A 26,237-nucleotide genomic window follows, 5' to 3' on the forward strand; every position below is an offset into this window, starting at 1 on the left:
TCAACTTATCCTTATGAGGGTTGGCAATCTGTTGCTTGCCCCTTGTATAGTGATACAAGACCCGAAATTCAGACGTCCCTGACTGGTCAGTGGCCGTGCCCCAGCGTAAAATGGGCGTACAAAGGATAACCTGATTGTTGAAAAATAACAAAGTCATCCTCAACCTTTGTTATTGCCTCTCAAATATTGTCGAGGTTTTGCCGTTAATGCGTTCGAAAAGAGCTCGGAGGTAGCATGAGCATGAACATTTTTGGAACTAAATTACAGCAAGGCCGTCATTATATGACTCTTTGGCCGCGCCGTCCCGAGCTTAATTCCATGTTCCCGGAGAATCGGGTGATCAGGGCCACCGAATTCGCCCTCAAGGTGATCCCGGCACTGGCGGTGCTCAGCGTCATGGTGCAGTTCCAGTTTGGCGAGCTTCATTACTGGCCCTCCGTGATGGCGTCCGTGCTCTTCCTGCTCAGCCTGCCGCTGCAAGGGTACTACTGGCTCGGCCAGCGCGCCGATACCCGGCTGCCCCCCTCCCTCGCCACCTGGTATCGGGAGATAAACGGCAAGATGAACGAGCAGGGCGGTCAACGTCAGCTGGTGGCCCGTCCCCGCTACGAAGAGCTGGCCGATACCCTCAACGCCGCCTTCAAGCAGCTGGACAAATCCTTCCTCTACGAATGACTTTCCGGAGTCAGACTGACGACAAAGGCGCCCTCAGGCGCCTTTTTCACATTCAGGCGGCCAGCACCTTGCTGATCTCCTGGATGGATAGCTTGTATTGACGGGGGCACTGACGCCAGACCGCCAGCATGCGTTGGTACTTGTCCCGCATGGCGATGTCGCTGGAGAGCTCATCGCAGGGGCAGGGCAGTTCGGGGAAGCGCTTGTCCACTTCCAGCAGGAAGCAGACGTAATCCGCCAGTTCCCGCTCCTGGCTGCGGCTGTAGCCGTTGAAGGCAAGGCGGCTCTCGTTGACATCGGCCCGGGCGCTGGCATCCAGGTTGCCCCAGGAGATGGCCAGTGCATGGTGCAGCTCCAGGGTGTCCAGCACCTCCTGGCAGGTGGCAAGATCCAGATGGCCGAAGCTCTTCTCCAGCTCGAGGATCTGCAGGCAGTAGCCGCGCTCGACGATGGTGCTGGCACGCTGGTAAAACGCCGCCTTTTCCGGATTGAGTTTGGCCAGGATCTCGTACTGGTTGCTCAGGATCAGGCGTTCGGTGTGGCTCATGTTCATGGGCTGTCTCGCTGGAAAATGAATCTGGGGTCACGTTAACCCATATCCAGGATGAATTTTTTGATCTGAGAGGGGAGGTTGGCGAGAAAAGGGGGGAGGAGGCGCCCTGGTGAGCCGCCAGAGAGTGGGGGCTGATGCCGTGGTGAAACGAGCAGGGCCCGCTATGGCGAGCCCTGCAACAATGCCGCTGGTGGCTTACCCCTTGACGAGGTCGAGCACCACCTGATGGTGATCGCTGGTCTTGAACTTGTCGAAGCGATGGGCAACCTTGCCCTCTTCGTCGATGAGGAAGCTCAGTCGATGGATGCCGTCATACTCCTTGCCCATGAACTTCTTCGGGCCCCAGACGCCAAAGGCATCGGCCACCGCGTGATCCTCATCGGCCAGCAGGCGGAAGTTGAGGTTGTCGCGCTCCTCGAACTTTTTCAGGCGCTTGGCGCTGTCAGGGCTGATGCCGAGCACCACCACATTGAGGGCAGCCAGCTCGCTATTGACGTCGCGCAGACCGCAGGCCTGGGTGGTGCAACCCGGGGTCATCGCCTTGGGGTAGAAATAGATCAGCACCTTCTTGCCGCGCAGGTCGGCGAGGCGAACCTGATTGCCGTCCTGATCGGAGAGGGAGAAATCGGGGGCCTGGGTACCAGCTTCTAGTGGTGACATGGGGTCTCCTCGGATAAACGCCGTCAGGCGTACTTGTGATTGACGATGAATTCGAACGACTCGGCGCCCAGTCCACGACAGAAATCGGCGAAGGCTGTCTTCGAGCCGGGCTCTTCTCCCTGCTTGGAGAGATTCAACTGAAAGTTCGCCTTGAGCAGGTTGAAGGGCTGCTGTTCCAGGGTGATGGTCTGCATGGCCTGGATGTCCCAGCCGTGATCGCTGAAGAACTGGGTGCACTGACTTACGATGCCCGGCTGATCCCGGATCAGCACCTCTGCGCTGGCGCTGATGTCATATTGCAGGGAGTGGTGGCGCTCGGTGCGTTTCATCATGGTGATGAGATCCCACTCCTGGCTGCGCAGTGGGAGGCTGATTTCCAGTTGCATCAGGCTGTTCCAGTCACCGGACAGCAGCATGATGAAGGTGAATTCGTTGCCGAAGATGCCAAGACGGCTGTCGACAATGTTGCAACCGCAGCCACTGACGTGACGGGTCACCTCATTGACGATGCCAGGCCTGTCCGTGCCGATGGCCGTTACGACCAGGTAGTGAGTCATAAATCGTCTCTCGTCCATTATTGAGAATGCGTTGACCGCGGGTGCAGGCACCCTGCCGTGAGGCCTCTTGTGCGCTCGTGCATTCATACGTTTTGTGCCGGATGGTAACACGGCTTGTCCCGTGCCTCCCTTGTTTTTCAAAAGGGGCAGCTTTACCATTACGCCCCTGAAAATCGGGAGAATTATCCATGTTACGCGGTAGTATTGTTGCGCTCGTTACCCCCATGCTGCCCTCGGGCGACATCGATTGGGTCAGTCTGGCAGCGCTGGTGGAATATCATGTGGATGCCGGGACCAGCGCCATTGTCGCCGTGGGAACCACGGGAGAGTCGGTCACCCTGAGCGAGCAGGAACATATCGCCGTGGTTGAGAAGACGGTGGAATACGCCGCCGGACGCATTCCCGTCATCGCGGGCTGCGGCTCCAACAATACTGCTCATGCCATCGCCCTCTCCCGGCGTTTCGCCACCATGGGCGTGGTGGCGGGTCTCTCGGTTACCCCCTATTACAACAAACCCACCCAGGAAGGCCTCTATCGTCACTATTGTGCGATCGCCGAGGCTAGTGGTCTGCCTCAAATTCTCTATAATGTGCCCGGTCGCACCTGTTGTGACCTCAAACCCGAGACGGTGGCCCGTCTGGCCAAGGTGCCCGGCATCATAGGTTTGAAAGAAGCGACTGGCGATCTTGGCCGTACCCCGCTGCTGCGCGAACTGTGCGGGCCGGATTTTGCGCTTTATAGTGGCGATGACGCCAGCGGATGTGATTTTATGCTGCAAGGGGGCGATGGTGTCATTTCGGTCACCACCAATATTGCGGCGCCCCAGATGGCCGACATGTGTCGTGCTGCCCTGGCCGGTGATGTCGGGCAGGCTCATGACATCAACAATCGATTGATGCCGTTGCATCAGACTCTGTTCTGTGAACCGAGTCCCATCCCGGTGAAATGGGCCTGTGCCCGGCTGGGATTGATGGCGACGGCGACCTTGCGTCTGCCCCTGACCGATCTCACCCCCGAGGGGGAAGCGGCGATGGCGCGAGCACTGATGACTGCGGAGTTGATGGCGAGTGTTTAAAGCAAATGGAAAGGGAAATGCAGTGCGCCTGGTACTGAGTGTCGCGACGGTGGCCGTGCTGGCTGCCTGCAGCTCACCCCAGGAACGCAAAATGGCCAACCGTGGCTTCGAGTATGAAGAGAGCCGCCTCGAAGGCCGCGCCTTCCTTGTGCCCGCCGGGTTGAGTACCCCCGCCTTTAACAGCAATTTCGACATTCCGGCCCTGCCCGAGAGCAGCCGTGAGGGCGCCCTCGGGGCCAAGGTGGACGTGCGTCCGCCCGCCCAGTTGCTCACCGTGGTGCCCGGCAGCCAGGTGGTGGCCAATGCCAGCGAGCCAACCGTCGCCTTCTATGCCCTCAGCACCTCCCAGAGCGTGGAGCGCGATACCTGGGCCTTCCTGATGAACTTCCTGGCCGAACACAAGGTCACCACTGAGAAGCTGGACCAACAGGACGGCGTCTTGCAGACCGGCTGGTTTGACAACTCAGCGGTGCTCGATGGCTGGGCGGAAGATGACGATGACTTCAAGATCCGTCAGCGTTACCAGTTCACCCTGCGCAACGATGTGCAGCGCCACGCCATCAAGATGTCGGTACGGGTGCTGGATCACGAAGAGACCATCGACGGCGAGACCAGCACTGTGCTGACGCCGGCGGACGCCCAGCGTTATGCTACCCGCGCCCTGAACCAGTTCTCCCTCTATTACGACAAGCAGCTCAAGGCCCGTGAACAGCACAAGTCCAGCGATGGCATGGGGCTGGAGCTGGGTCTGGACAACAACGAGCTGAGCGCCTGGATTGCCGAAGGGTCGTTTGACCAGGTGTGGCGCCGCCTCAATCAGGTGCTGCCTGCCTATGGTTTCACCATCAAGGATACCCAGCAGTCCCTGGGCTGGATCGACGTGGAATACGATGAGCCGGACAGCGAGTTCTGGAAGGCCAAGGGAGCGGAACCGTTCAAGCTCGAGGAAGACAAGTATCGCTTCCAGCTCGGCGAGATGACGGGCGGCAAGACCTCCATCACCCTGTTCGACAAGGACAAGAAGCCTGTCGCATCCGGTGTCATCTCCCAGATGTACATCAGCCTGTCCGAGGCCTTTGCCAAGGGCTTGGCCGATCAGGGGGCGAAGTAAGCATGGAAACAGGGGCCTCGCGCCCCTGTTTTGTTATGTCCGGGTTGCCGCAGGGCCAGCGTGCCGAGCCGGTTGCCCCGGGCCTGAGTACCTGATGATGTGAATCCCCCACAGACAGGGGTCTGGTGCCCCTGCCTAACTAGTCCCACAACAGGAAGTGTTATTAGCCATGAGTCTTGCAGATCAAGTATTGGCGGTGAACGACGATTTGCCGATCCGTACCGATAAACCTGTCCATTCCGGCAAAGTGCGCAGCGTCTACTGGTTGACCCCGGCAGACAGTGCCCGGCTCATTCGGGAGAAAGGCTATGATGTGCCGGCCGATACGCCCCTGGCCCTCATGGTGATCAGTGATCGCATCTCGGCTTTCGACTGCATCTGGCAAGGGGTGGACGGTCTGAACGGCGTGCCGGGCAAGGGCGCGGCGCTCAATGCCATCTCCAGCCACTGGTTCAAGCTGTTCAAGGAGCAGGGGCTGGCGGACAGCCACATCCTGGACATCCCGCACCCCTTCGTCTGGATCGTGCAAAAAGCCCGTCCCGTGATGATCGAGGCGATTGCCCGCCAGTACATCACCGGCTCCATGTGGCGTGCCTACAAGGATGGTGAGCGGGAATTCTGCGGCATCACCCTGCCGGAAGGGCTCAAGAAGGATCAGAAGCTGCCCGAGATCCTCATCACCCCGTCCACCAAGGGGATCCTCAAGGGGCTGGATGGTGTGCCGGAAGCGGACGACGTCAACGTCTCCCGCGGCGACATCGAGCGCCACCATCAGGCCTTCGGCTTCCGCTCCCCGGCGGACATCGACCGCTACGAGGCGCTGCTCAAAGAGGGCTTCAACGTCATCAGCGAGGCGCTGGCTGCCCTGGATCAGGTCTTCGTCGACACCAAGTTCGAGTTCGGTTACGTGACCGATGCCGCCGGTCGCGAGAAGCTCATCTACATGGATGAAGTGGGCACCCCCGACAGCTCCCGCATCTGGGACGGCGCAGCCCTTCGCGGCGGCGAGATCATCGAGAAGTCCAAAGAGGGCTTCCGCCAGTGGCTGCTGAACCACTTCCCGGATCCGGACATCCTGCTCAACAAGAACCGCATGCCCGAGCGCTTCGCCCTGGCCCGGGACAACAAGCTGCCCACCGAGGTGATGATGGATATCTCCCGCACCTATGTGGGGATCGCCGAGAAGATCATCGGTCAGCCGCTGGTACGCAGTGCCAATCCGAAGCAGGAGATCATCGAGGTACTGCGGGAGCAGTACGGCCTGATCGACTGAGGCCGACCGCTTTTTTTGCCGCAGGCGAACAAACGTTTGCCGGTGGCAGGGGAGGCGCTTGCAACGCAGATGACAAAACGGGCCCCATGACGGGGCCCGTTTTCATTGGGTTGTCCGGAGCGCTCAGCCATTGACCCGGAAGATCTGACCGGTCTGTACCCCCAGTACCGATTTCTTGTAGGCCTGGGCCACCCGGGCGGCGGGTACCGGCACGAAGCCCGGGAAGAAGTCGGCATACTTGCTCATGGACTCTTCCAGCACGGTGGGGCTGACCACGTTGATGCGAATGCCCCTTGGCAGCTCGCAGGCGGCCCCTTTCACGAAGTGCTCGATGGCACCGTTGATGGTGGTGGCGCTCACCCCCCAGTGGATGGGCTCCTCGCTCAGAATGCCGCTGATGAGGGTGATGGAGCCACGGTCGCTCAGGTGGGTAATGGCGGCCCGGGTCAGGTTGATCTGGCCCATCAGCTTGCTCTGAAGCCCCACCTGCCATTGCTCGTCCGTCATCTCGGTCAGGGCATTGAAGGCGACGCTGCCGCTGGCGACCACCAGGGCATCGAAGGACCCGACCTGCTCGAAGAGCGCTCTGATGGAGGCGGGGTCGCGCATGTCCACTCTGGCATCCCCCTGGCTGTGACCGACCCGGATCACCTGGTGATCCTGGGCAAGCAGTTCGCTGACGGCGGCGCCAATGGTGCCGGAGGCACCCACAATCACAATCTTCATATCTATCGCTCCTGGTTGAGATGAGTTGATGATAGCGGGATAAAAAGGGAGAAAAAGCGCTTATGATGAACCCATTGTTTCCATATTGGTGCTAATGATGGATATCACTCACCTGGCCAGTTTCTATGAAGTGGTGCAGCGGGGCAGTTTCTCCGCCGCTGCCGATGCCCTGGGGGTGAGCAAGGGGATGCTGAGCCGCCATGTCAGCGCCCTGGAGTCCGCCCTCAATGCCCAGCTGCTCCAGCGCACGACCCGCAGACTCAGCCTGACCGAGGCGGGGAGGGTGCTTCACCAGCAGGCCGGCGAGATCTTTGCCCTGGCCCGGGAGGCGGAGGAGGGGATCCGCGCCCTGACCGAGGAGGACAGCGGCCGCCTGCGCTTCACCTGCCCGGTCAGCACGGGGGACCGCATGGTGAGCGAGCTGCTCGCCCGTTTTGCCGAGCTCTGCCCCGGCGTCCAGGTCGAGCTCAACTTCACCAATGCCATGATCGACATGAGCCAGGGGGAGAATGACATCGCTCTGCGGGCCATGGAGCTGATCCCCGACAACCTGGTGGCCCTGCCGCTCGGCAGGCTCAAGGATGTGGTGGTGGCAAGCCCCGCCCTGCTGGCGCGGGAGGGGATCCCCGCCACTCCCTATGAGCTGGGGGGGCGATCCTGCCTGCTGCAGGGCCACAACCCGGACTGGGAGCAGTGGCACTTTCGCCAGGGGGAAGAGGAGGCGCACATCCTGGTGCAGGGGCGAGTGCGGGCCAACCACTACAGCACCCTGCTGCAACTGGCCCGGGCGGGCATGGGCTTTGCCAAGTGTCCACTGATGCTGGTGGAGGCCAGCCTGGCCCGAGGGGAGCTGGTGGCCGTGCTGACGGAGTGGCAGACCGGCCTGCACCCGATCCATGTGCTGCACGCCCAGCAGCGCCGGGTGCCGCGCAAGATCCGGCTGTTCAAGCAGGTGCTGGCCCAGTGGTTTGCCGAGCGACCCCATTATCTGCTGGGGTGAGCCTGCATCCCGTTATTTTTCTGTCATCTGGGGCTGCTACCCTGCGCCCTTCATCGCGAAAGGAGAGTCAGGGAATGAAGCGTCATCAGGGTTGGGCAGGGGTTGCGCTGCTGTGCTGCGGCGGTGTGCAGGCCGAGGTCAGGGTCGAGGTGCCCCGGGATTTCCAGATCCTGGCAGTGAGCGCAGGCAAGGTGCAGGACGAGCAGCACGCCGTGCTGGCCGACGGAGAGCAGCAACTGCTGGTGCGTTATGAGGGGGTGATCCCGAGTCGCAACAGCAGCTACAACGATCGCCAGGTTCGCTCCGAGCCCCAGGTGCTTCGCTATGAGGCCCGCGGGCAGTCGGTGCGCCTGCAGGCTCCCGTGCCTGCGGACGAGGCCGGGATGGAACGCTACGCCAGGGCCCCTGTCCTGGGCCTGGTGGCGGGGGGGCAGCCCCTCGAGGTGCGCCAGGATACGCTGGTGGTGCAGGGGATGCAGATCGGCATGGACTGGCATGCCAGTCTGATGGAGTACAACCGTGGCGAGGGGCCTGCCGTGCTCGCCGGTGCGGCGGATGTGACTGCGGCCGCCGTGGCGACGCCCCGGGCCTCCTCCGTGCCGGCCAGCGCCCTGGAAGGGCAGTTGCAACAGCTTTTCCTGCAGGCGGACCCCGCGCTTCGCAAGCGCTTCATCGGTTGGGCCGTGCCGCGCCTTTAAGTTTGCTCCCCGTTGCAGTAACGTGGGCACATCTTTGATTCCCGATGTGCCCATGTTGATCAGCGAGGCCCCCATGTTTGAATTGCACCCCCGCCTTCAGGCGGATACCCGGATACTCGGGGATCTGCCCCTGTGCCGCGTCCTGCTGGCCAAAGACAGCCAGTATCCCTGGCTGATTCTGGTGCCCCGGGTCGCCAACCTGCGGGAGATCCATCATCTGGCCCCCGAGCAGCAACAGCAGTTGATGCAGGAGTCCTGCGCCGTCGCCACCCTGATGGAGCGGGCACTCGGCCCGGACAAGATCAACGTGGCGGCCCTCGGCAATCTGGTGCCTCAGCTGCACCTGCACCACGTGGCCCGCTTCAGCTTGGATGCGGCCTGGCCCGGTCCCATCTGGGGTGCCTGTCCCGCCATTCCCTATGAGGAGCAGGCCTTGCAAGGGGCGGCTGCCAGTTGGCAAACCCGTCTGGCTACCCTGGATGGATTTCAGCCATTTCTGACTGATAATCCAGTCAAGTGAGAGGTGGCTCGCGCTTTGGGCACCGGGATCACGCAATCTGTTAGCGTATCGCGCCGGTGCATGGTGACATGGGCGACACGAGTGACAGCCCCATTATTTCGATCAGCAGGAAGGTTCCATGATAGTGACAAGATCCGAGGATGATGCCGTATTGACCACAGAGGACGTACTGCTGAGCCTGTGCAATTCGGTGACGAGCGTATTGAGTGCGGCGACCCAGACCCAGGTGCGCTTCTCCGGCATGGTGCAGCGGATCAGCAAGACCTGCCTCAAGCCTGACATCGGCTGTTTCGTGCTGTTTGACGGCGGCTTCTCCGGGCTGGTGGTGATCAACTTCTCCGCCGCCGCGGCCATGGAGCTCTACCAGAGCTACATGCTGAGCATGGGGCTCTCCAAGGAGGATCTCGCCATCTCCCACACCTCGGACGAGGTGAGCAACGTCATGGGCGAGCTGATGAACCAGATCGTCGGCAGCTTCACCACCAAGGTGGGGCGCGAGCTGCAGACCCACATCACCCAGAACCAGCCCAAGATGCTGGCGCTCAACAAGCAGGTGATGCTGAGCGTCGACACCAACCTCGACAATCCCGAGACCCGCCGGGTGACCTTCTTCACCGCCAGCAACAACATCTTCTATCTGGAGCTGGCCATGGACAAGACGGAGTTTATCCGGATCCATGATGGCGGCGTGCAGGAGGAGGTGGATCCCGACGAGCTGATCGCCCAGGCCAAGCAGTCAGCCAAACCGGCACCGGCGGCCGCGCCGGCGAGCAACGAGCACGACGATCTGCTGGACTCCCTCGGCATCTGATGGTCGAGGGTTGTGCAAATGAAGAGGCCACCCCGGGGGTGGCCTCCTTGCTTGGGGCGGGTCAGAAGTTGTAAAGCAGCCCGGTACTGAAGCGAAGCGCCTCGGCATCGTAGAAGTCGATGTCGGAGTCGGCGCTGGAATAGGCCGCGGTGAAGGTGGCGGCAAGGGGTTTGATGCCGAACAGGTTGTGCCAGAAGAAGGTGCCATTGAGGGCGAACTCGCTGGCATCGGCGCGCTGGCCGAACAGGGGATTCGCCTCGTCATACTTGCGCTTGCCGGCGTAGAGGTTGCTCACGATGGACCACTGGGAGGCGCGTTTGGCATAGGTCAGCTGCAGACCGGTATTCTTGAAGCTCTCCGCACTCCCGTCCAGGCGGGCCTCCTTGTAGAGGAAGGCGGGCTCCAGCAGCTGGTCGCCGCCGAAGTGGTACTGGTAGGAGACAGCCAGGTCGTGGACCTTGCCGTTGCGGCTCAGCATGGAGGCGTAGTGGGTGCCGTGGGTCAGGTCATATTGCTGGCCGCTGCGCTCCTCGTCGAGCTCCACTTCCCGGCTGGTCAGGGTGGCGTAGACGTTGCTGCCCCAGATCCTGTCCCAGGCAAAGCGCACCCCTTTCGAGGTGAGATCGGTGGCGCTGCGGTCCACGCCGGTGGCGAAGGGATCGCTCCACACTTCCACCGGCATGAGGTTGAACACCAGGGAGGTGGCGACGATACCCTTGTCACCCATCTCCTGGCGCAGACCGAGTTGCTGGGTAAAGTCGAAGCGCACCGCGTCCTGGATGAGGTTGCCGAGGAAGACCTGGGTGCGGGTATCGGCGAAGGTGTAGCGGATATCGGCATTGAGCAGCGGGCTCAGACCGCTTTCGCGGCCGGGGGAGCCCAGATCATCGATACGGCTGTTGCTGTCGTCACCGGCATAGAAGTTGGACTTGTGGCTGCCGGCATTGACCCCGCCCAGCAGAAAACCGGACCAGCCGGTCTGGCGGGGGATCTCCCCCAGATCGGCGTGGGCGGTGGTGGCGACCAGCAGGCCAAGGCTCAACAGAACATGATTTCGCATCGGGTATGCTCCTGACATAACGAATGAGAAGGGTGACAGTGTGCCCCGGTATTCCGGTGGAACCGGTGCTGACTGAGGCATGGCAGGCATGCTACCCCAGCCGGAGTGTGACGTTAATCAATAATTGAATACGCGACGGACAAGAGTTCATGGCGCCGTACTGGTATCCTGTTTGCGCAAGAAAAGGGGAGAAAACAACGAGATGAAGCAGATCAAATCCTGGGCGCAATATTACGTCGACCTGATGACCAAGCTGGGACTGGTGCGCTTCAGCATGTTCCTGGCCACCGCCATCATAGTGCTGGCCGTTTCGATCCAGATGGGGGTGACCCTGTTTTTGCGCGGCACCGTGGACATCGTCGACCTGGTGCGCTCTGTCTTCTTCGGCCTGCTGGTGACCCCCTGGGCCGTCTATTTTCTCTCCATCGTGGTGGATCAGCTGGAGGACTCCCGCCAGCGGCTGACCCGCATGGTGCGCAAGTTGCAAGACATGCGCGAGCGGGATCTCGAGCTCAACAGCCAGTTGCAGGAGAACATCAGCCGGCTCAATGCCCAGATCGCCGAGACCAACCGGGCCGAGACCCTGCGCCAGCAAGCCATCGAGGATCTCGAAAACGAAGTGTTCCAGCGGGAGAAGGCCCAGCTGCATCTGGGGGAGCGTACCGCCCTCTTGCGCTCCTTCATCGACTGTTCCCCCGATCTGGTCTATTACCGCAACGAGGACGAGCAGTTCTCCGGTTGCAACCGCGCCATGGAGGAGCTCACCGGCAAGGTGGAAGCGGAACTCATCGGCCTGACCCCGTTCGATGTCTACAAGCACGACATCGCCAGCAAGGTGGTGGAGACCGACAAGCAGGTCTTCGCCCAGAACGAGCCGCTCACCTATGAGCAGTGGCTGGAGTATCCCGATGGCCGCAAGGCCTACTTCGAGCTGCGAAAGGTGCCCTTCTTCGACCGCTTCGGCAAGCGGCTCGGCCTGCTCGGCTTTGGTCGCGATATCACCGAGCGCAAGCAGTACCAGGACAAGCTGGAGAAGGCGAGTCGGGACAAGACCACCTTTATCTCCACCATCAGCCACGAGCTGCGCACCCCGCTCAATGGCATCGTCGGCCTGAGCCGGATGCTGATGGATACGCCCCTCGATGCCAGACAGCAGCAGCAGCTCAAGACCATCCACCTGAGCGCGGTGACGCTCGGCAACATCTTCAACGACATCATCGATCTGGACAAGCTCGACCGTCGCCGGCTGGAGATTGCGCCGGCTCCGCTGGATTTGCCCGCCTTCCTCGACGAGCTGGAGACGCTGTCGCGCATCCAGGCAGAGCAGAAGGGGCTCTACCTGCACTTCGACCGGGACGGCGACATGCCCCAGTTCGTGATGGCGGACGGCACCCGGCTGCGCCAGGTGCTGTGGAACCTGGTGGGCAATGCGGTCAAGTTCACCGATGAAGGGGGCGTCACCATACGCTGTCTCGCCCACGCCGCTGATGAACCGGGCAAGCTGGCGCTGCACTTCGAGGTGGAAGACACCGGGGTGGGTATTCCCCGCGCCCAGCAGGAGAAGATCTTCGCCATGTACTATCAGGTGCAGGGCAAGAAGCACGCCACCGGCACCGGCATCGGCCTTGCGGTCTCCCGCCAGCTGGTGCAGGCCATGGGCGGTCAACTCTATGTGGACAGCGACCCGGGCGAAGGCGCCTGCTTCACCGCCGAGCTGGAGGTGGACTGCGTCGAGCCCAGGGCCGCAGCCCCGGAGCCCGAGATGCCCTCCCTCGACATCCTGCTGGTGGAGGATGTGGAGCTGAACGTCACCGTGGCCTGCGCCCTGCTGAACAAGCTCGGCCATCAGGTCAAGGTGGCGCGAGATGGTGCAGAGGCGCTGGCCATGGCCAACCCGGATGATTTCGACTTGATCCTGCTCGACATCCAGCTGCCGGACATGACGGGGTTCGATGTGGCGGAGCAGCTGCTCGCGCGCTACGGCGACAGCTTGCCCCCCATGGTGGCGCTCACCGCCAACGCCACCGGCGATCGCCAGTACTACCGGGATCACGGCATGCAGGATGTGATCAACAAGCCGCTGGGCTCCAAGGCGGTGCGGGAGGTGATAGGCCACCTGTTTGCGGATCTCGCCGGGGACGAGGCGGACGAGCAGGACGATGTCCACCATCAGGATGCCCTGCTGGATCTGCCCTTCCTCACCGATTACGCCAGCACGGTCGGCAAGCCGGTGCTGTTCTCCAGCGTCGAGCTGTTCGAGAAGATGATGCCGGACTACATGGCAGTGCTCGACTCCAACATGATTGCCAGGGATCAGGCCGGTGTGGTGGAGGAGGCCCACAAGATCAAGGGGGCGGCGGGCTCCATCGGCCTGCGCCGGTTGCAGCAGACGGCCCAGCTTATCCAGAGCCCGGATCACCCCGCCTGGTGGGAGAACGTGGAAGACTGGATTGAAACCCTGCGCCGGGAATACCCGGGTGACATCGCCCGCCTGCGGCGCTGGCTGCTCTCGTAGACACGACGCCTCAGGCAAGGAGCCACGACATGTATGACCGTTTGATCCCCCCCGAGCGCATTCACCCCTGGGGAGACGAAGACCTGCTGGAGGCGACGGAGCAGGACCGCACCCGCATCGTGCAGGCGGCGCCGGTGCGACGCCTGCAGCAGAAGACCCAGGTCTTCCCGCTCGATGTGAAAGCCTCGGTGCGCAGCCGCCTCACCCATTCGTTGGAGGTGCAGGAGACCGGTCGCCAGATCAGTCGCCGCATCCTGGCGGCGTTGCCAGCCGGAGTGGTGTGCGAGGGGGCCTTCATCAATCTGGTGGAGATGTCCTGCCTGTTGCACGATGTCGGCAACCCGCCGTTTGGCCATTTCGGTGAGCAGGTGATGAGTCAGTGGCTTGCCCAGGAGCTGGACGGCCTCTTCGCCCGTGCCCACGACCAGTTGCCGAGCCCCCAGTGGGCAACCCTTCGCCAGGATCTGCTGGTGTTTGACGGCAATGCCCAGAGCCTGCGACTGGTGCACAGCCTGCATGAGCTGAACCTCACCCTGGGGCAGCTGGCGGCGCTGTGCAAATACCCGCAGCAGCCCCTGCCGGGCCTGCACCATCCCCAGGGCTATGGTCAGCACCACGGCTGGACCAGCAAGCGCGGCATCTTCTTCAGCGAACAACCCCTCTATCGTGCCCTCGGCCAGAGCCTGGGGCTGGCCGAGGGGTGCCGTCATCCGCTGGTCTACATCATGGAGGCGGCGGACGACATCTCTTACTGCATCGCCGATCTCGAGGATGCGGTGGACAGGCACATCCTCACCCAGAACGAACTGCTGGCAGCCCTGCGCGAGGCGGATGAGGGCGGTTACATGGCCGACCTGCTCGATGAGGCGCTTGCCTCCGGTCGGGGGTTCTTCCCCCATTTTCGCCAGCATCTGACCCGGGATCTGGTGGCGCTGGCCGCCCATACCTATGTGGCCGAGCACGATCAGATCCTGAGCGGGGCCTATCCCCAGGCGCTGCTGCACGGTCAGGCTCCGGCAGCCCGGGTACTCGATACCCTCAAGCGGGTGGCTCGCGAGCTGGTGTTCATGCGCCCGGAGGTGGAGGCGCTGGAGTTGGAAGGCTATGCCGCCCTGCGCGGGGTGCTCTCCACCTACGCCTGCCTGCTGGCCCTGCCCGCCAGCCAGTTCGAGCGGCTGCTTGCAGGCAATGGCGGGAGCGAGCTCTTCTTTGCCCGGCGGCTGTTCCACCGCCTCTCTGCCCGCCACCTCAAGGCGTACCGGCTGGCGGTGGCGAGCCGGGATCCCCGTTTCGAAAAGGAGAGCGAGCAGGAGTGGTACTACCGGGTGCGGCTGCTGCTCGATTATGTGAGCGGCATGACGGATACCTATGCGCTGGAGGAGTTCCGGCTGTTGTCAGGGATTTGACTGAACCTCTTTTTGGCCGCATTCCACCCATATGGGTGGGAGAGATATTGCGTAAAATTCGGTGTTTTTTTACACTGCGGCAACTTGTTCAACTTTCACACGGTAAGGAGACGACCATGCAACATTCCATGTTCAACGTTGCGTTCGATCGCTGCTCTGGCAGCGCGAAGACTCGTGCTCTTTATTTGCCGCGTGGAGGGGACAGGTAACACCTGCTTTTTTCATCACCCGCGGTTGTCCCGCAGGGTGATCACCTCTCTCCGGGGGAACCGCACGTTCAACTGGAGAATATTATGTCTATCGAACTCGCCCTGCTGCGCCACGTAGAGACCCTGGTTCAAAAAAGGATCACCCGGCTGGAGCGTCGCGTCAGCTACCTGCATCTTTCACCTGCCCTGCTCAAAGACATCGGGCTGGAAGGCAAGGAAGTGCAGATCGCCCACATCCGTGAGCGGGAGTTTCAAACCGGTTTCCGGCTCGGGAACCGAATAACCTGATGGGAGGGGGCCCGGCCCCCGACCTGGTGGATGGCAGGCCTGGGCCTGCCATTTTTCTTTCCTGATGAGCATTGTCTCAATTTAGTTGTCGCACATTGCGCCAAACACTCTATGATCCCCCTCCGTTTCGTATGGGAGTTGATAATGTTCCGCCGCTGCTGTCGTCTCATCCTGCTATGTGGTCTGGCTTTCTGGAGCCTGATGGTTGCGGCTGCGCCGGCGCAACTGGACCAGAGCAACTTCACCCTGGACGAACTGCACTGGCTTGCCACCCATGATGAATTGGTTGTCGGCATGCCTTCGGCGGCCTGGCCACCCTATGTCTATACCGATGGGCGCGGCAACTTCACCGGCCCCCTGGATGAGTTCGCCTCCCAGATTGCAGCCAGGCTAGGGGTGAGCCTTCGCTACCGTGCCTACGTCAACAATGCGGCGGTCCAGCAGGCCTTGCTGGATGGCAAGGTCGACATGTTGATCGGGGTGGCTCCGAGCCCGACCCGCACCCTGCAGATGCAATTTACCTCCGAGCTGATGGCACTGCCCCGGGCCGTGCTGTTGACGGGGGGGAGGGAGAGCCTCTCCCTGGAGGAGGCCTATGGGGTGCGCTGGGTCTGCGTCTTCGGTGTCAGCGCCTGCGATGAGCTGCTGCGCCTTGGGATCTCGAATCTGATCACGGCCGACAGCCGTGACGAGGCGATCTTCATGCTCAAGGAGGGCAAGGCGGATGCCTACCTGGCCGAGCTGCCCATGCTGAACAGGCTGCAAGCCATGGCGGGCATGGCGCTGGCCAGGATCGACTGGATGAGGGATACCTCCCTCGCCATGGCCGTGGCACCCAGGAATGATGTCTTGCAGGGATTGCTGGAGCGGGCCCTCGAGGATATCTCTCCCCTCGAGCGTCGCGCCATTCTGGAGGCGGGGGACATCCTCGACTATGCCCTGGTGAAAAGGAGCAGGGAGATCGTCTTCAATCCGCAGGAGCAGGCGTGGTTGCAAGCACATCCGGTCATCCGCTACGGGGTTGCTCCGGATTGGCCCGGGATGAGCGAGGTGGACGACAGGGGGCGGCTCAAGGGGCTCATTGCCGATCTGCTGACACTGATGAGCCAGCGTGCCGGGCTCCAGTTCACCCTGGTGCCGACCCGGAGCTGGGCCCAGAGCATGGCGCTCTTCCAGGATCGCAAGCTGGATCTCATCCCGGCCATGACTCCCACCGCGGAGCGTCAGCAGTTTGCCCGGTTTACCCCCAACTACGCGTCGATCAACCGGGTGGTCGTGGCGAGGCAGGGGATGGCCGAGCTCACCGCCGCCAGGGCACTGAAAGGGCACAGGGTGGGCATGGTGGGGGGCTCGGTGGAGCAGGTCTTGCTGAACGAGGTGGGGGCCATCGCCGTGCCGGTGGCCAGCGATGCCGAATTGCTGCCCCTGCTGGACCAGCAGAAGGTCGACTATGTGCTGATGAGCACCACCACCCTGGAGCAGTCGTTGCAAAAGGGATTCAGCGACCGCTACCAGGTGGTCTTCTCCGGCAGCGACCTGCGGGTACCCATCGCCATGGCGACCCAGTTGCAGGACCCCATGCTGCAGCAGATCCTCACCAAGGTGCTGATCGCCATTCCCCCCGACGAGCTCTCCGCCCTGGAGAAAAAGTGGCTCTCCCTGACCATACAGACGGGACTGGATCCGAAGACGGTGCTGCTCTGGTCCTCCCTTGGCGGCGGCATCTTCCTGCTCTGCCTCTTGCTGTTCATGGGCTGGAACCGGACGTTGCGCCGCCAGATCAGCCAGCGGCGGGAGGCCGAGCGGCGGCTCGAGGAGCAGCTGGTGTTTGTCCAGATGATGCTGGATGCCCTGCCCAACCAGGTGGTGCTGACCAACGAGCGCTATGAAGTGGCAATGACGAACCGGGCGTATCGGCAGATGTTCCTCGGCGGGGAGAACCTGACGGGCTCCTATGAGCGGTTGCTCCAGGATCGATTGCCCGAGTCGATCCGCGCCAGGGTGATGGAGGAGGATGCCAGCGTCTGGGAGAGCGGAGAGGAGCTTCATGGCCGGGGCGAGATCCGGTTTGATGACGATCGCCTGCACCAGATGATCTACACCAAGCGGCTCTTTGCGGGGCCCGATGACAAGCGGCTCGGGATCCTGACAGTGCTGACCGACGTGACCGAGCTGGAGCAGGCGCGGTTTGCGGCCCAGGAGGCGCAGACCCGGCTGACCCAGATCACTGACAGCATGCCGGGTCTGGTCTATCAGTATCACTGGCTTGGGCCGGGCAAGGGGCACTTCCTCTACACCTCGCAAGGGGTCAGGGAGATGGTGGGGGTCGAAGAGGACCTGGTCGGCATGGCGGTCACCGGTGCCTCCATCCTGGGGCTGACAGGCAAGGCGCACCAGGACTTCGTGGCCACGGTGGATCGTCATGCCCTGAGCATGCAGCCGCTGGATCTCGAGGTGGAGATCCGGCGTCAGGGGGAGGCGGGCTATTTGCAGATCCGTGGTCATTTCGTTCACCAGGAGGGGCTTGAAGGGGTCATATTGAACGGCGTGGTGCAGGACATCACCAAGCTCAAGCGCCAGGAGCTGGAGCTGCGCCAGGCCAGGCGGGTGGCGGAGGAGGCGACCCAGGCGCGCAGCCGCTTCCTCGCCACCATGAGTCATGAGCTTCGCACTCCCATCTCCGGCATGCACGGCATGCTGGAGCTGCTGCAAATGAGCGCGCTGGACGACGATCAGCGCTACATGTTGCGCAATATCTCGACCTCCACCAACCATCTGCTCTATCTGGTGAACGACATCCTGGACTTCTCCAAGATGGAAGCCGGGCAGTTGCAACTGCACCCCCATCACTGCCGCCTGACCTCGGTGATTTGCGATGTCATCCGGGGACATGCGGCCCTGGCCTATGGCAAGGGGCTCAACGTGACGCTGCGGTGGGGGAAGACGGTGCCGGATCTGGCCTGCATCGACGGGATAAGGGTGGGGCAGGTGATCTCCAATCTGTTGAACAACGCGGTGAAGTTCACCGAGGCAGGGGCGATCGCCATCCAGGTGGATTATGAAGACGACCGGCTGGCCTTCCGGGTCCGGGATACCGGGATAGGCATCGCCCTGGAGCAGCAGCGCACCCTCTTCATCCCGTTCAAGCAGGTGGAGTCCGACACCAATCGCCGGTTTGGCGGCACCGGGCTTGGGCTTGCCATCTGTCATCAACTCACCCAGAAAATGGGGGGGAGCCTGACCCTGGAAAGTACCCCCGGAATGGGCACCTGCGTGACCTTCACGCTGCCCCTGGCCGAGTGCCAGTGGGAAGCGCCGCCCCTGACCGGTCAGGTATGGTGGTGGTTTGGGGAGGATGAGGGGCTGGAATCGGTGATGGCCAGGCTGGGCGCCAGACTGGTTCGCATGGAGGCACACCATTGGCAGCAGCCCCTCGAGGGGCATCTGCTGGCGCAGGAGAATCACCTGGAACAGGCCCTTGGCAGTGACTGGCTGGCCTGTTTGCAGCGTTCGAACCTCAAGGGCATAGTACTCTCTCCCCATGAGGCCCTGCGGGGGCGCATGGGGGGCGACGCCTGGTGGCGACTGGGACAATCGCCTCTCTACCCCGATCTGTTGCTGGAAACCTGCCAGTCACTGTTCAACCAGCAGGCGAGCCAGTCGATGGGGATGGAGGGGGAGAAGCTCAGGGGGCGGGTGCTGGTGGCGGATGATCACCCCGTCAACCGGGCATTGCTGACGAGGCAGCTCGCTATCCTGGGGCTCGAATCCGAGGTGGTGGAAGATGGCGAGGAGGCGCTGCGCGCCTGGCAGGGGCAGGATTTCGCCCTGCTGCTGACCGACTGCCACATGCCGGTGATGGATGGCTATGCCCTCACGCGAGCCTTGCGGGATGCCGGGGACAGTGCTCCCATTATCGGGGTGACGGCCGATACCTCTGAGGAGGCGAGCCAGCAGATGCGTGATGCCGGCATGAACGACATGCTGTTCAAGCCCTACAGCCTGGATGCCCTGAGCCAGACCCTGGGGCGCTGGTTGCCGACTCAGGAAGAACAGCTCGCCTCGGAGGTGCCTCGGCAAGCCAGGGTTCAGCTGCCAGGCATAAGCTGGTTGACCCTGTTCGGGGATGAGGCGGTGGCTCGCAGCATGGCCAGCGAATACCTGGACGCCAGCGAGCAGGATGGCGAGGACATGAGGCTGGCGCTGGCCAGCCAGGATACCCAGGCGCTGGTGGAGACGGCACATCGCATCAAGGGGGCCGCGCGCATGGTAGGACAGCAGGCATTGGCAGAGGAGGCGGCCCGGCTGGAGGCGGCGGCCAGATTGAAACAACTAGACAAGCTCGATGACCTGGCCAGGGCGGTACAGGCATTGATGGACTCTATCAGAGGTGAAACGGGGTTATGGCTCGATGAATAGCGCACGGCATGAGTTGGCGATCATGGTGGTGGAGGATCACAACTTCCAGCGCAAGGCCCTGATGCACCAGATCCGCGGACTGGGCTACGGCAACCTGCTGGAGGCGCAGGACGGGGAGGAGGCGCTGGCACAGTGCCAGCACCACAGGGTCGACATCCTGTTCTGCGATCTGCGCATGCCGGGCATGGATGGCATGGCGCTGCTGCGCCGCCTCTCCCTTGGCGGGTTCCGCGGCGGCATTGTGCTGTGCAGCGCCCTGGAGGATGACGTGGTCGATGCCGTGCTGCGCATGAGCCGGGCCTATGGCCTGCAGGTGCTGGGGCGCATCGAGAAACCCGCGTCTCCCCAGCAGATCGCGCAGCTCATCGGTGCCTGGCGGCCCCAGCAGGTGCGCAGCCAGGAGGAGGATGGTTATCACCTGACCCTGGATGAGCTGCGCCGGGCGCTGGATCAGGACCAGTTGCTGCCCTGGTATCAACCCAAGGTGGGTTTTCACAACGGGGAGTGGCTCGGCATGGAGGCGCTTGCCCGCTGGCAGCACCCCGAATATGGCCTCATCTCGCCGGCCCGTTTCATCCCGCTGGCGGAGCACAACGGGCTCATCGACCCGCTCACCGAGGTGATCATCGGCAAGGCGCTGCGGGACGGCCACCTGTGGGAGAAGACCGGGCTCTCCCTGAACCTGTCGATGAACCTCTCCACCACCTCCCTCATCGAGGGGGATCTGTGCAACACCCTGCTCAGCCACTGCCAGCGCTGGAGCATCAACCCCGAGCTCATCACCCTCGAAGTGACCGAGAGCGCCTTCGTCAAGGATCTCGGCAAGTCGCTGGAGGTGCTGACCCGCTTGCGGATGCACGGTTTTGGTCTCTCCATCGATGATTTCGGGACCGGCTACTCCTCCATGCAGCAGCTTGCCCTGCTCCCCTTTACCGAGTTGAAACTGGACAGATCCTTCGTGGATCGCTGCTATGAAGATCCCTCTCGCCTAGCCATCATCGAGTCCAGCATCGAGCTGGCTCGCAAGTTGGGCTTGAAATCGGTGGCCGAGGGGGTCGAAGATGAGGCGACCTGGCAATTGCTGGCGAAGCTGGGGTGCGATCAATGCCAGGGCTTCTTCTCCGCCCGTCCCATGCCCCGCGAGGAGCTGATGGGATGGCATCAGGGTTGGCAGGCTCGTTTGCCCGCGCTCATCAGACGCTAATCCCGGGCAGGATGCCCGACGAATTCCAAGGATGGCCATGAAAATATCAAGCAAGTTGTTGTTGAGCTTCTGTTTTATCAACCTGCTCATCATTCTCTCCTCCGCCCTTGTCTATCATCAGCTCGGCCGGATCGAAGGCTCGCAAGATGCCTTGCTGGCCCAGGCCCTGCCCGCCCTGCAGCGGGACGAGGCGAGCCAGAAAGCCCTGATTGCCACCGTTTCATCCCTGCGGGCCTATCTCATCCTCGGCAAGGATCCGGCACAGGGTGATCGCATCAAGCAGGAGTGGGAAGAGGCCTGGCACGCCATCGAGCGCCAGCGTTTCACCCCCGACCTGACCCGGGCACTCAAGGATTTCAAGGGGGCACAGTCACAGGTGTGGGCCCTGGCTCACACCGAAGAGAACCTGCCCGCCCACACCCTGATGCTGCTGGAGGCCGGCCCTCTGGCGGAGTCGGCCCTCGATCAGTTGCAGTCTTTTGCCAATGAAGAGGTGGCAACGCCCCAGGCGACGTTGCCCGGTGACAGGCGCCTGCTGCTCAAGCAGGTGGGGGATGCCTACAACAGCCTGGGCAATGCGCTCTCCGCCCTGCGGGATTTCCTCATCTCGGGGGAGAAGGAGTACCTGGACAAGTACCGGGACTACTACCAGTTCCACCAGCAGCGGGTGGCCGAGCTGAAGCAGCAAGAGGCCAACTTCACCGAGGCACAAAAGGGGCTCTGGACGCTCTTTGAAGAGATGTCAGCCCCCTTTGCCGAGCTGGTCGGCCAGGTGATAGAGAAGCGCCAGGCCCCGGACTGGGACAGGGCCAACCACCTGATGGCCACCGAGATAGAGCCCGCCCTGACCCGGCTGGCGGATCAGCTGGCGACCCAGGTGACCCATACCCGTGCCGAGGTGGACAAGATGGCGGGGGAGATGGCGGCCGCCAGTCAGACCATTCACCGCACCCTGCTGCTGGCCACCACCAGCGTCATCCTGCTGGGCACCCTGGTGGCCCTGCTGTTCAGCCGACGCCTGACCCGGGACATCGCCAGCCTGGTGAAACGGGCGGGCCTGGTGGCCGATGGCCGCCTCCCCGTCACCCCCTTGCCCGTGCTTCGTCAGGATGAGCTGGGAGGGCTCACGGGCTCCATCAATCGGATGTCGGCACAGTTGCGCGAGCTGGTGGGGGAGATCCAGGGGGCGGTCGGTCAGGTGGAGGGGGCTGGCCGCGAGGTGGGCGAGACCACCAATGCCATCGTGGATGATCTGGCAAGCCAGAATCAGCGGCTCGATGCGGTGGCAGCCGCCATCGAGCAGATGTCGGTCAGTACCCGGGATGTGGCGGGCAACATTGCGGACGCGGCGGGAGCGGCTCGCCAGACCGAGCAACAGGCAAGGGAGGGAGAGCAGGCCCTCGCCCGCATGGGGACCACCATGGCGCAGATTGGTGCCATGATTGCCCAGGCAAACCAGGCGATGACGCAGCTCAGCAGCCAGAGCGAGCAGGTGGGGAGGGTCACCGAAGTGATCGCCACCATCGCCGAGCAGACCAATCTGCTGGCACTCAATGCGGCCATCGAGGCGGCGCGGGCCGGTGAGCAGGGACGGGGATTTGCCGTGGTAGCCGATGAAGTGAGGCAGTTGGCCAGCCGCACCAGCGCATCGACCATGGAGATCAACCAGACCATTGCCAGCATCCAGCAGCAAACCCGGGAGACCGCGGATACCGTGGGCAGCGGCACCCTGCTGGTGGAGCAGGGGCGCGGCGCCGTGGCCTCGGTGACCGAGACCCTGGAGTCGATGGCGACGCTGGTGCAGGATCTCAGCGGCCAGCTTGCCGCCATCGCCACCGCCACCGAGCAGCAGTCAAGGGCGGCGCAGGAGGTGGCGGGCACGGTGGAGGAGATTGCCGGGCTCAGCCATCAGTCCAGCGAGCATGGCCAGCAGGGGGAGCAGATCGCCGCCCGCCTGACCCGGGAGACGGGGAGACTGACATCGGCCATCAGCCGCTTCGAACTGGATGCCTGACGCAAGGGAGAGAAAAACGGGGCAGACCTCTGGGTCTGCCCCGTTTTTTTCGGCCCGAAAACCTGGTGGTGGAAGGATGCACGACGCAGGTGCGGTCCTGACCGTTCGGAAGCAGGGGGATGGTGTCTTGTGTACTGCCCTGTGGCTCTTTCTGCCGACAGGACGGGTCACTCCAGGCGGCGGAAGGCCTGGTTTTCGAAGCTGCTGCAGGTCTCCTGGTTGAGCAGGTTGACCAGCAGGATGGCCCGCTTTTCGCCATCCGGCTCCAGATAGATGGCTTCAAACCCGGCGAGGGGACCGGATTCGATAAGTACCTTGTCTCCCTGGGTCGGCAGACGGGCATAGCTGGCGCGCGCCTCGTCGCTGTCGTCCCGGCTCATGAGCCGGTAGATCAGCTGGCTGCTGACGGGGGTCCACTCCTTGCCGAAGTGGATGATGCGACTGATTCCCCGGGTCGATTTCAGGGTGACCGGGGTGACCTCTTCCAGATCCACGTAGATGAAGAGATAGTTGGGGAACATGGGCTCGCGCTGGGGCACGCGCTTGCCTCGCCGCAGTTTTTCAATCTCGACCATGGGGTAATAGGATTCAACGCCCTGGGCTGCCAGGTGGGCGCGGGCGCGGGCCTCTTCCTTGGGTTTGCAGTAGGCCAGATACCATTTCTTCATTGTTGTTCTGTTTTTCGTGTTGCCGTGCTTGCGGCTATCATAACGGGGGTAAAAAAAAAGGCCACGCTTGACGTGGCCTTTTTTCCAGAGTGAGTGATTACCAACCTTTCACCAGACCGCCCTTGAACAGCTCGGTCCCCTTCTTGAAGACCTCGTCGGTCTGGAAGGACTGGACGAACTCCTTGACCTTCTCGTCGTCCTTGTTGTTCTCGCGAGCAACGATCAGGTTGACGTAGGGGGACTCCTTGTCTTCGACAAACAGGCCGTTCTCGGTCGGGGTCAGACCAATCTGACCGGCGAAGGTGTTGTTGATGATGGCCAGATCCACGTCTTCCAGGGAGCGCGGCAGTTGTGCGGCTTCCAGCTCGACGATCTTGAAGTTGCGCGGGTTGCTGGCGATGTCCAGTACGGTCGCTTCCAGACCGGCACCCTCTTTCAGCGTCAGCAGGCCCTGCTTCTCCAGCAGGATCAGGGAACGACCCAGGTTGGTCGGATCGTTCGGCACTGCGATCTGGGCACCGTCTTTCAGCTCGGACAGGGCCTTGACCTTCTTGGAGTAACCGGCGATCGGGTAGACGAAGGTGTTGCCGACCGGCACCAGCTTGAAGCCGCGATCACGGATCTGGGCATCCAGGTAGGGCTTGTGCTGGAAGGCGTTGACGTCGACGCTGCCGTCGTTCAGGGCCACGTTCGGGGTGACGTAGTCGGAGAAGGTGACCACTTCGACGGTCAGGCCGTATTTTTCCTTGGCAACCTTGGCCGCGGTCTCAACCAGCTCGGTCTCGGGACCGGCGATGGCGCCCACCTTCAGGGTCTTGTTCTCTTCCTTCTGGCCGCAACCGACCAGTACCAGGGTTGCCAGCAGCGCAGCTGCTGCGGATTTGATGCCCAATTTCATAAAAACCTCCTGTCAGAAATCGACGATTAACGATGATCACATTGTTTGACCAGGCGCTCACCCGCGCTCTGGATGAGTTGAACCAGCACCACCAGAATGACCACGGTGACCAGCATGACGGTGGGATCGAAACGCTGGTAGCCGTAGCGAATACCCACATCACCGAGACCACCGCCTCCGATGGCACCTGCCATGGCGGAGTAGTTCACCAGGGTGACGAGGGTGATGATGACGCTGTTGAGGATCCCCGGCAGGGCCTCGGGCAGCAGCACCTTGGCGATGATTTGCAGGGGCTTGGCCCCCATGGCCTTGGCCGCTTCCAGCAGGCCGTCAGGCACTTCCATCAGAGCCCCTTCCACCAGGCGGGCGACGAAGGGGATGCAGCCCACGGTCAGCGGCACGATGGCGGCGATGGTACCGATGCTGGTGCCGACGATGAAGCGGGTCAACGGAATGATGGCGACCAGCAGAATGATGAAGGGCACCGAGCGGCCGACGTTGACGATGACGCCCAGGACCTTGTTGAGCAGCGGATTGGCCAGGATCTGGCCCGCCTTGGTCACGTGCAGCGCCACGCCGAGCGGCAGGCCGAGCAGGCAGCCGAACAGGGCGGAGGCAAACACCATGATGAGGGTGTCGCCCAGAGCCGAAATCAGCAGATTAATCATTGCTTCGGACATAACCCATTACCTCCAGCTGAATGTGGTTGTCGATGAGGAACTGCTGGGTGGCCTCGCACTGGGCCTCGTCCCCGAACAGTTCCGCCAGCAGGAAGCCGAACTTGACGCCACCGGCGTATTCGATGTCTGCGCTCAGGATGCTGATGTCGATGTTGAAACGGCGGCTCGCCTCGGAAATCAGCGGCGAATCCACCGTGGTCCCGGTAAAGCCGAGCTTCACCAGGGGATAGCTGCCGGGCACCCGCTCGGCACTCATCCGATCCTGATACTCCTGGGGCACTTCCAGGTGGATGGTGGAGTGGATGAAATCCCGGGCCAGCTGGGTCTTGGCATTGCTGAAGAACCAGGCCACTTCCCCCTGCTCGATGAGACGGCCGTCGCTGATGATGGCCACTTCGTCGCAGATCCCCTTCACCACGTCCATTTCGTGGGTGATGAGCAGTATGGTGAGCCCCAGCTTGACGTTGATCTCCTTGAGCAGGGTCAGGATCGAGCGGGTGGTCTGCGGGTCGAGGGCCGAGGTGGCCTCGTCACACAGCAGGACCTTGGGAGCCGGTGCCAGGGCGCGGGCGATGGCGACGCGCTGCTTCTGCCCGCCGGAGAGCTCGGACGGATAGGCGTGGGCACGGGCTTCCAGCCCGACCAGGGCCAGCAGTTCGCTGACCCGGCTCTGGATCTTGTCCTTGCTCCAGCCCGCCAGTTCCAGCGGGAAGGCGATGTTGGCGGAGACGGTGCGAGAGGCCAGCAGGTTGAAGTGCTGGAAGATCATGCCGATCTGGCGGCGAGCCTGAGTCAGATCCCGCTCGCTGAGGGCGACCAGGTCCTGGCCATCGACGATGACCTGCCCCTCGGTGGGGCGCTCCAGCAGGTTGACGCAGCGGATGAGGGTACTCTTGCCGGCACCGGAGGCACCGATCACCCCGAAGATCTTGCCTTGGGGCACATGCAGGCTCACGTCACGCAGGGCGTGCACGGCATCACTGCCTTTACCGTAGACTTTGTTGAGACCGATCAACTTAATCATGGATTCTTCCGTGCTAACAGCCTTAAAGCACAGGGCGCTACAGGCGGGTAAATTGGGCAGAGGTTTCACTGGGTAGCTCTGTCATCATGGAGGATGATGCTAAGATGTCCGGATGGCTGTGTCAACGCATGTTTTTACGTCTAGACGTCTAAAAAATGGATAAGGATTCCCGCCATTTGACTATGGTGTGGA

Annotated in this window: 23 protein-coding genes; 14 read left to right on the top strand and 9 right to left on the bottom strand. The window is 62.3% G+C overall.

Going from position 1 to position 26,237, the window contains the following annotated elements; translation table 11 throughout:
• Window positions 1–234 precede the first annotated feature (234 nt).
• Window positions 235–675, top strand: coding sequence for a terminus macrodomain insulation protein YfbV (gene yfbV, locus C2U30_RS18915; RefSeq protein ID WP_039040944.1), 441 nt, complete (start codon window positions 235–237; stop codon window positions 673–675).
• Window positions 676–727: 52 nt separating this feature from the next.
• Here the strand turns inward: yfbV and C2U30_RS18920 are convergent, their stop codons facing one another.
• The 3 genes from C2U30_RS18920 to C2U30_RS18930 form a co-directional block, all read right to left on the bottom strand.
• Window positions 728–1,228 carry a YfbU family protein gene (locus C2U30_RS18920; protein WP_039040945.1) on the bottom strand — a complete coding sequence of 167 codons (501 nt, stop codon included), beginning with the start codon at window positions 1,226–1,228 and terminating at the stop codon, window positions 728–730.
• Window positions 1,229–1,423: 195 nt separating this feature from the next.
• Window positions 1,424–1,888 (bottom strand): thioredoxin-dependent thiol peroxidase, encoded by a 465-nt coding sequence (gene bcp / locus C2U30_RS18925; RefSeq protein ID WP_010673165.1) that lies wholly within the window; start codon window positions 1,886–1,888, stop codon window positions 1,424–1,426.
• 23 nt (window positions 1,889–1,911) lie between these two features.
• A complete protein-coding gene (locus C2U30_RS18930) occupies window positions 1,912–2,445 on the bottom strand; it encodes a glycine cleavage system protein R (RefSeq protein WP_010673166.1) in 534 nt (177 codons plus the stop codon).
• 188 nt (window positions 2,446–2,633) lie between these two features.
• Here C2U30_RS18930 and dapA point away from each other — a divergent pair, with 188 nt between their 5' ends.
• The 3 genes from dapA (at window position 2,634) to C2U30_RS18945 (ending at window position 5,905) form a co-directional block, all read left to right on the top strand.
• Window positions 2,634–3,521: a 4-hydroxy-tetrahydrodipicolinate synthase gene (dapA, locus tag C2U30_RS18935; RefSeq protein WP_103244290.1), complete on the top strand. Its 888-nt coding sequence runs from the start codon at window positions 2,634–2,636 to the stop codon at window positions 3,519–3,521.
• A complete protein-coding gene (gene bamC / locus C2U30_RS18940; protein WP_029313833.1) occupies window positions 3,514–4,632 on the top strand; it encodes an outer membrane protein assembly factor BamC in 1,119 nt (372 codons plus the stop codon). Before dapA ends, bamC begins: the two co-directional genes overlap by 8 nt.
• A gap of 169 nt (window positions 4,633–4,801) precedes the next feature.
• A complete protein-coding gene (locus tag C2U30_RS18945; RefSeq protein ID WP_039040947.1) occupies window positions 4,802–5,905 on the top strand; it encodes a phosphoribosylaminoimidazolesuccinocarboxamide synthase in 1,104 nt (367 codons plus the stop codon).
• A gap of 123 nt (window positions 5,906–6,028) precedes the next feature.
• Here the strand turns inward: C2U30_RS18945 and C2U30_RS18950 are convergent, their stop codons facing one another.
• Window positions 6,029–6,631 (bottom strand): short chain dehydrogenase, encoded by a 603-nt coding sequence (locus C2U30_RS18950; protein ID WP_042881199.1) that lies wholly within the window; start codon window positions 6,629–6,631, stop codon window positions 6,029–6,031.
• Window positions 6,632–6,728: 97 nt separating this feature from the next.
• Between C2U30_RS18950 and C2U30_RS18955 the strand changes: the two genes are divergently transcribed.
• From C2U30_RS18955 to C2U30_RS18970, 4 genes are all read left to right on the top strand, one after another.
• On the top strand, window positions 6,729–7,631 hold the full coding sequence (locus C2U30_RS18955; protein ID WP_042016837.1) for a LysR family transcriptional regulator: 903 nt from the start codon (window positions 6,729–6,731) through the stop codon (window positions 7,629–7,631).
• A gap of 74 nt (window positions 7,632–7,705) precedes the next feature.
• A complete protein-coding gene (locus tag C2U30_RS18960) occupies window positions 7,706–8,329 on the top strand; it encodes a DUF2057 domain-containing protein (RefSeq protein WP_103244291.1) in 624 nt (207 codons plus the stop codon).
• Between the two features lie 73 nt (window positions 8,330–8,402).
• Entirely contained in the window at window positions 8,403–8,849 is a 447-nt protein-coding gene (locus C2U30_RS18965; RefSeq protein WP_103244730.1) for an HIT domain-containing protein, read from the top strand.
• Between the two features lie 118 nt (window positions 8,850–8,967).
• Window positions 8,968–9,660 (top strand): DUF3334 family protein, encoded by a 693-nt coding sequence (locus C2U30_RS18970; protein ID WP_029313837.1) that lies wholly within the window; start codon window positions 8,968–8,970, stop codon window positions 9,658–9,660.
• Window positions 9,661–9,721: 61 nt separating this feature from the next.
• On the opposite strand, the gene C2U30_RS18975 is transcribed toward C2U30_RS18970, so the two are convergent.
• A complete protein-coding gene (locus C2U30_RS18975; protein ID WP_042881204.1) occupies window positions 9,722–10,720 on the bottom strand; it encodes a DUF2860 family protein in 999 nt (332 codons plus the stop codon).
• Between the two features lie 202 nt (window positions 10,721–10,922).
• Here C2U30_RS18975 and arcB point away from each other — a divergent pair, with 202 nt between their 5' ends.
• The 6 genes from arcB to C2U30_RS19005 all read left to right on the top strand — a co-directional run bounded on the left by arcB (window position 10,923) and on the right by C2U30_RS19005 (window position 22,775).
• Window positions 10,923–13,235, top strand: a complete 2,313-nt coding sequence (arcB, locus tag C2U30_RS18980) for an aerobic respiration two-component sensor histidine kinase ArcB (RefSeq protein ID WP_103244292.1) — start codon at window positions 10,923–10,925, stop codon at window positions 13,233–13,235.
• Between the two features lie 29 nt (window positions 13,236–13,264).
• Window positions 13,265–14,641, top strand: a complete 1,377-nt coding sequence (gene dgt, locus C2U30_RS18985) for a dGTPase (RefSeq protein ID WP_103244293.1) — start codon at window positions 13,265–13,267, stop codon at window positions 14,639–14,641.
• 293 nt (window positions 14,642–14,934) lie between these two features.
• Entirely contained in the window at window positions 14,935–15,138 is a 204-nt protein-coding gene (locus tag C2U30_RS18990; protein WP_041211124.1) for a hypothetical protein, read from the top strand.
• Between the two features lie 144 nt (window positions 15,139–15,282).
• Window positions 15,283–19,557, top strand: coding sequence for a transporter substrate-binding domain-containing protein (locus tag C2U30_RS18995; protein ID WP_199767298.1), 4,275 nt, complete (start codon window positions 15,283–15,285; stop codon window positions 19,555–19,557).
• On the top strand, window positions 19,550–20,761 hold the full coding sequence (locus tag C2U30_RS19000; RefSeq protein ID WP_041214588.1) for an EAL domain-containing response regulator: 1,212 nt from the start codon (window positions 19,550–19,552) through the stop codon (window positions 20,759–20,761). Before C2U30_RS18995 ends, C2U30_RS19000 begins: the two co-directional genes overlap by 8 nt.
• A 37-nt stretch (window positions 20,762–20,798) precedes the next feature.
• Window positions 20,799–22,775 (top strand): methyl-accepting chemotaxis protein, encoded by a 1,977-nt coding sequence (locus C2U30_RS19005; protein ID WP_103244295.1) that lies wholly within the window; start codon window positions 20,799–20,801, stop codon window positions 22,773–22,775.
• Window positions 22,776–22,942: 167 nt separating this feature from the next.
• Here C2U30_RS19005 and rfaH read toward each other — a convergent pair whose 3' ends face one another.
• The 4 genes from rfaH to metN all read right to left on the bottom strand — a co-directional run bounded on the left by rfaH (window position 22,943) and on the right by metN (window position 26,045).
• The gene (gene rfaH, locus C2U30_RS19010; protein ID WP_010673182.1) at window positions 22,943–23,443 is read right to left on the bottom strand and encodes a transcription/translation regulatory transformer protein RfaH; all 501 of its coding nucleotides are present in this window, start codon (window positions 23,441–23,443) and stop codon (window positions 22,943–22,945) included.
• 97 nt (window positions 23,444–23,540) lie between these two features.
• Entirely contained in the window at window positions 23,541–24,341 is an 801-nt protein-coding gene (gene metQ / locus C2U30_RS19015) for a methionine ABC transporter substrate-binding lipoprotein MetQ (RefSeq protein ID WP_041211129.1), read from the bottom strand.
• Window positions 24,342–24,367: 26 nt separating this feature from the next.
• Window positions 24,368–25,021, bottom strand: a complete 654-nt coding sequence (locus C2U30_RS19020) for a methionine ABC transporter permease (protein ID WP_103244296.1) — start codon at window positions 25,019–25,021, stop codon at window positions 24,368–24,370.
• Window positions 25,002–26,045 carry a methionine ABC transporter ATP-binding protein MetN gene (gene metN, locus C2U30_RS19025; RefSeq protein WP_010673185.1) on the bottom strand — a complete coding sequence of 348 codons (1,044 nt, stop codon included), beginning with the start codon at window positions 26,043–26,045 and terminating at the stop codon, window positions 25,002–25,004. The genes C2U30_RS19020 and metN overlap by 20 nt, the downstream gene beginning before the upstream one ends.
• Window positions 26,046–26,237: the final 192 nt, after the last annotated feature.

It is taken from the genome of Aeromonas sp. ASNIH5 (assembly GCF_002902865.1).
Lineage (GTDB): Bacteria > Pseudomonadota > Gammaproteobacteria > Enterobacterales > Aeromonadaceae > Aeromonas > Aeromonas caviae.

Excerpts from the sequence above, each read along its gene's own strand:
- arcB (WP_103244292.1), top strand. The coding sequence starts at position 10,923 with ATGAAGCAGATCAAATCCTGGGCGCAATATTACGTCGACCTGATGACC.
- C2U30_RS19000 (WP_041214588.1), top strand. The coding sequence starts at position 19,550 with ATGAATAGCGCACGGCATGAGTTGGCGATCATGGTGGTGGAGGATCAC.
- C2U30_RS18920 (WP_039040945.1), bottom strand. The coding sequence starts at position 1,228 with ATGAACATGAGCCACACCGAACGCCTGATCCTGAGCAACCAGTACGAG.
- dapA (WP_103244290.1), top strand. The coding sequence starts at position 2,634 with ATGTTACGCGGTAGTATTGTTGCGCTCGTTACCCCCATGCTGCCCTCG.
- C2U30_RS18945 (WP_039040947.1), top strand. The coding sequence starts at position 4,802 with ATGAGTCTTGCAGATCAAGTATTGGCGGTGAACGACGATTTGCCGATC.
- C2U30_RS18950 (WP_042881199.1), bottom strand. The coding sequence starts at position 6,631 with ATGAAGATTGTGATTGTGGGTGCCTCCGGCACCATTGGCGCCGCCGTC.
- C2U30_RS18955 (WP_042016837.1), top strand. The coding sequence starts at position 6,729 with ATGGATATCACTCACCTGGCCAGTTTCTATGAAGTGGTGCAGCGGGGC.
- C2U30_RS18960 (WP_103244291.1), top strand. The coding sequence starts at position 7,706 with ATGAAGCGTCATCAGGGTTGGGCAGGGGTTGCGCTGCTGTGCTGCGGC.
- C2U30_RS19020 (WP_103244296.1), bottom strand. The coding sequence starts at position 25,021 with ATGTCCGAAGCAATGATTAATCTGCTGATTTCGGCTCTGGGCGACACC.
- C2U30_RS19005 (WP_103244295.1), top strand. The coding sequence starts at position 20,799 with ATGAAAATATCAAGCAAGTTGTTGTTGAGCTTCTGTTTTATCAACCTG.
- C2U30_RS18995 (WP_199767298.1), top strand. The coding sequence starts at position 15,283 with ATGTTCCGCCGCTGCTGTCGTCTCATCCTGCTATGTGGTCTGGCTTTC.
- C2U30_RS18990 (WP_041211124.1), top strand. The coding sequence starts at position 14,935 with ATGTCTATCGAACTCGCCCTGCTGCGCCACGTAGAGACCCTGGTTCAA.
- dgt (WP_103244293.1), top strand. The coding sequence starts at position 13,265 with ATGTATGACCGTTTGATCCCCCCCGAGCGCATTCACCCCTGGGGAGAC.
- C2U30_RS18970 (WP_029313837.1), top strand. The coding sequence starts at position 8,968 with ATGATAGTGACAAGATCCGAGGATGATGCCGTATTGACCACAGAGGAC.
- C2U30_RS18930 (WP_010673166.1), bottom strand. The coding sequence starts at position 2,445 with ATGACTCACTACCTGGTCGTAACGGCCATCGGCACGGACAGGCCTGGC.
- C2U30_RS18965 (WP_103244730.1), top strand. The coding sequence starts at position 8,403 with ATGTTTGAATTGCACCCCCGCCTTCAGGCGGATACCCGGATACTCGGG.
- metN (WP_010673185.1), bottom strand. The coding sequence starts at position 26,045 with ATGATTAAGTTGATCGGTCTCAACAAAGTCTACGGTAAAGGCAGTGAT.
- bcp (WP_010673165.1), bottom strand. The coding sequence starts at position 1,888 with ATGTCACCACTAGAAGCTGGTACCCAGGCCCCCGATTTCTCCCTCTCC.
- metQ (WP_041211129.1), bottom strand. The coding sequence starts at position 24,341 with ATGAAATTGGGCATCAAATCCGCAGCAGCTGCGCTGCTGGCAACCCTG.
- C2U30_RS18975 (WP_042881204.1), bottom strand. The coding sequence starts at position 10,720 with ATGCGAAATCATGTTCTGTTGAGCCTTGGCCTGCTGGTCGCCACCACC.
- yfbV (WP_039040944.1), top strand. The coding sequence starts at position 235 with ATGAGCATGAACATTTTTGGAACTAAATTACAGCAAGGCCGTCATTAT.
- rfaH (WP_010673182.1), bottom strand. The coding sequence starts at position 23,443 with ATGAAGAAATGGTATCTGGCCTACTGCAAACCCAAGGAAGAGGCCCGC.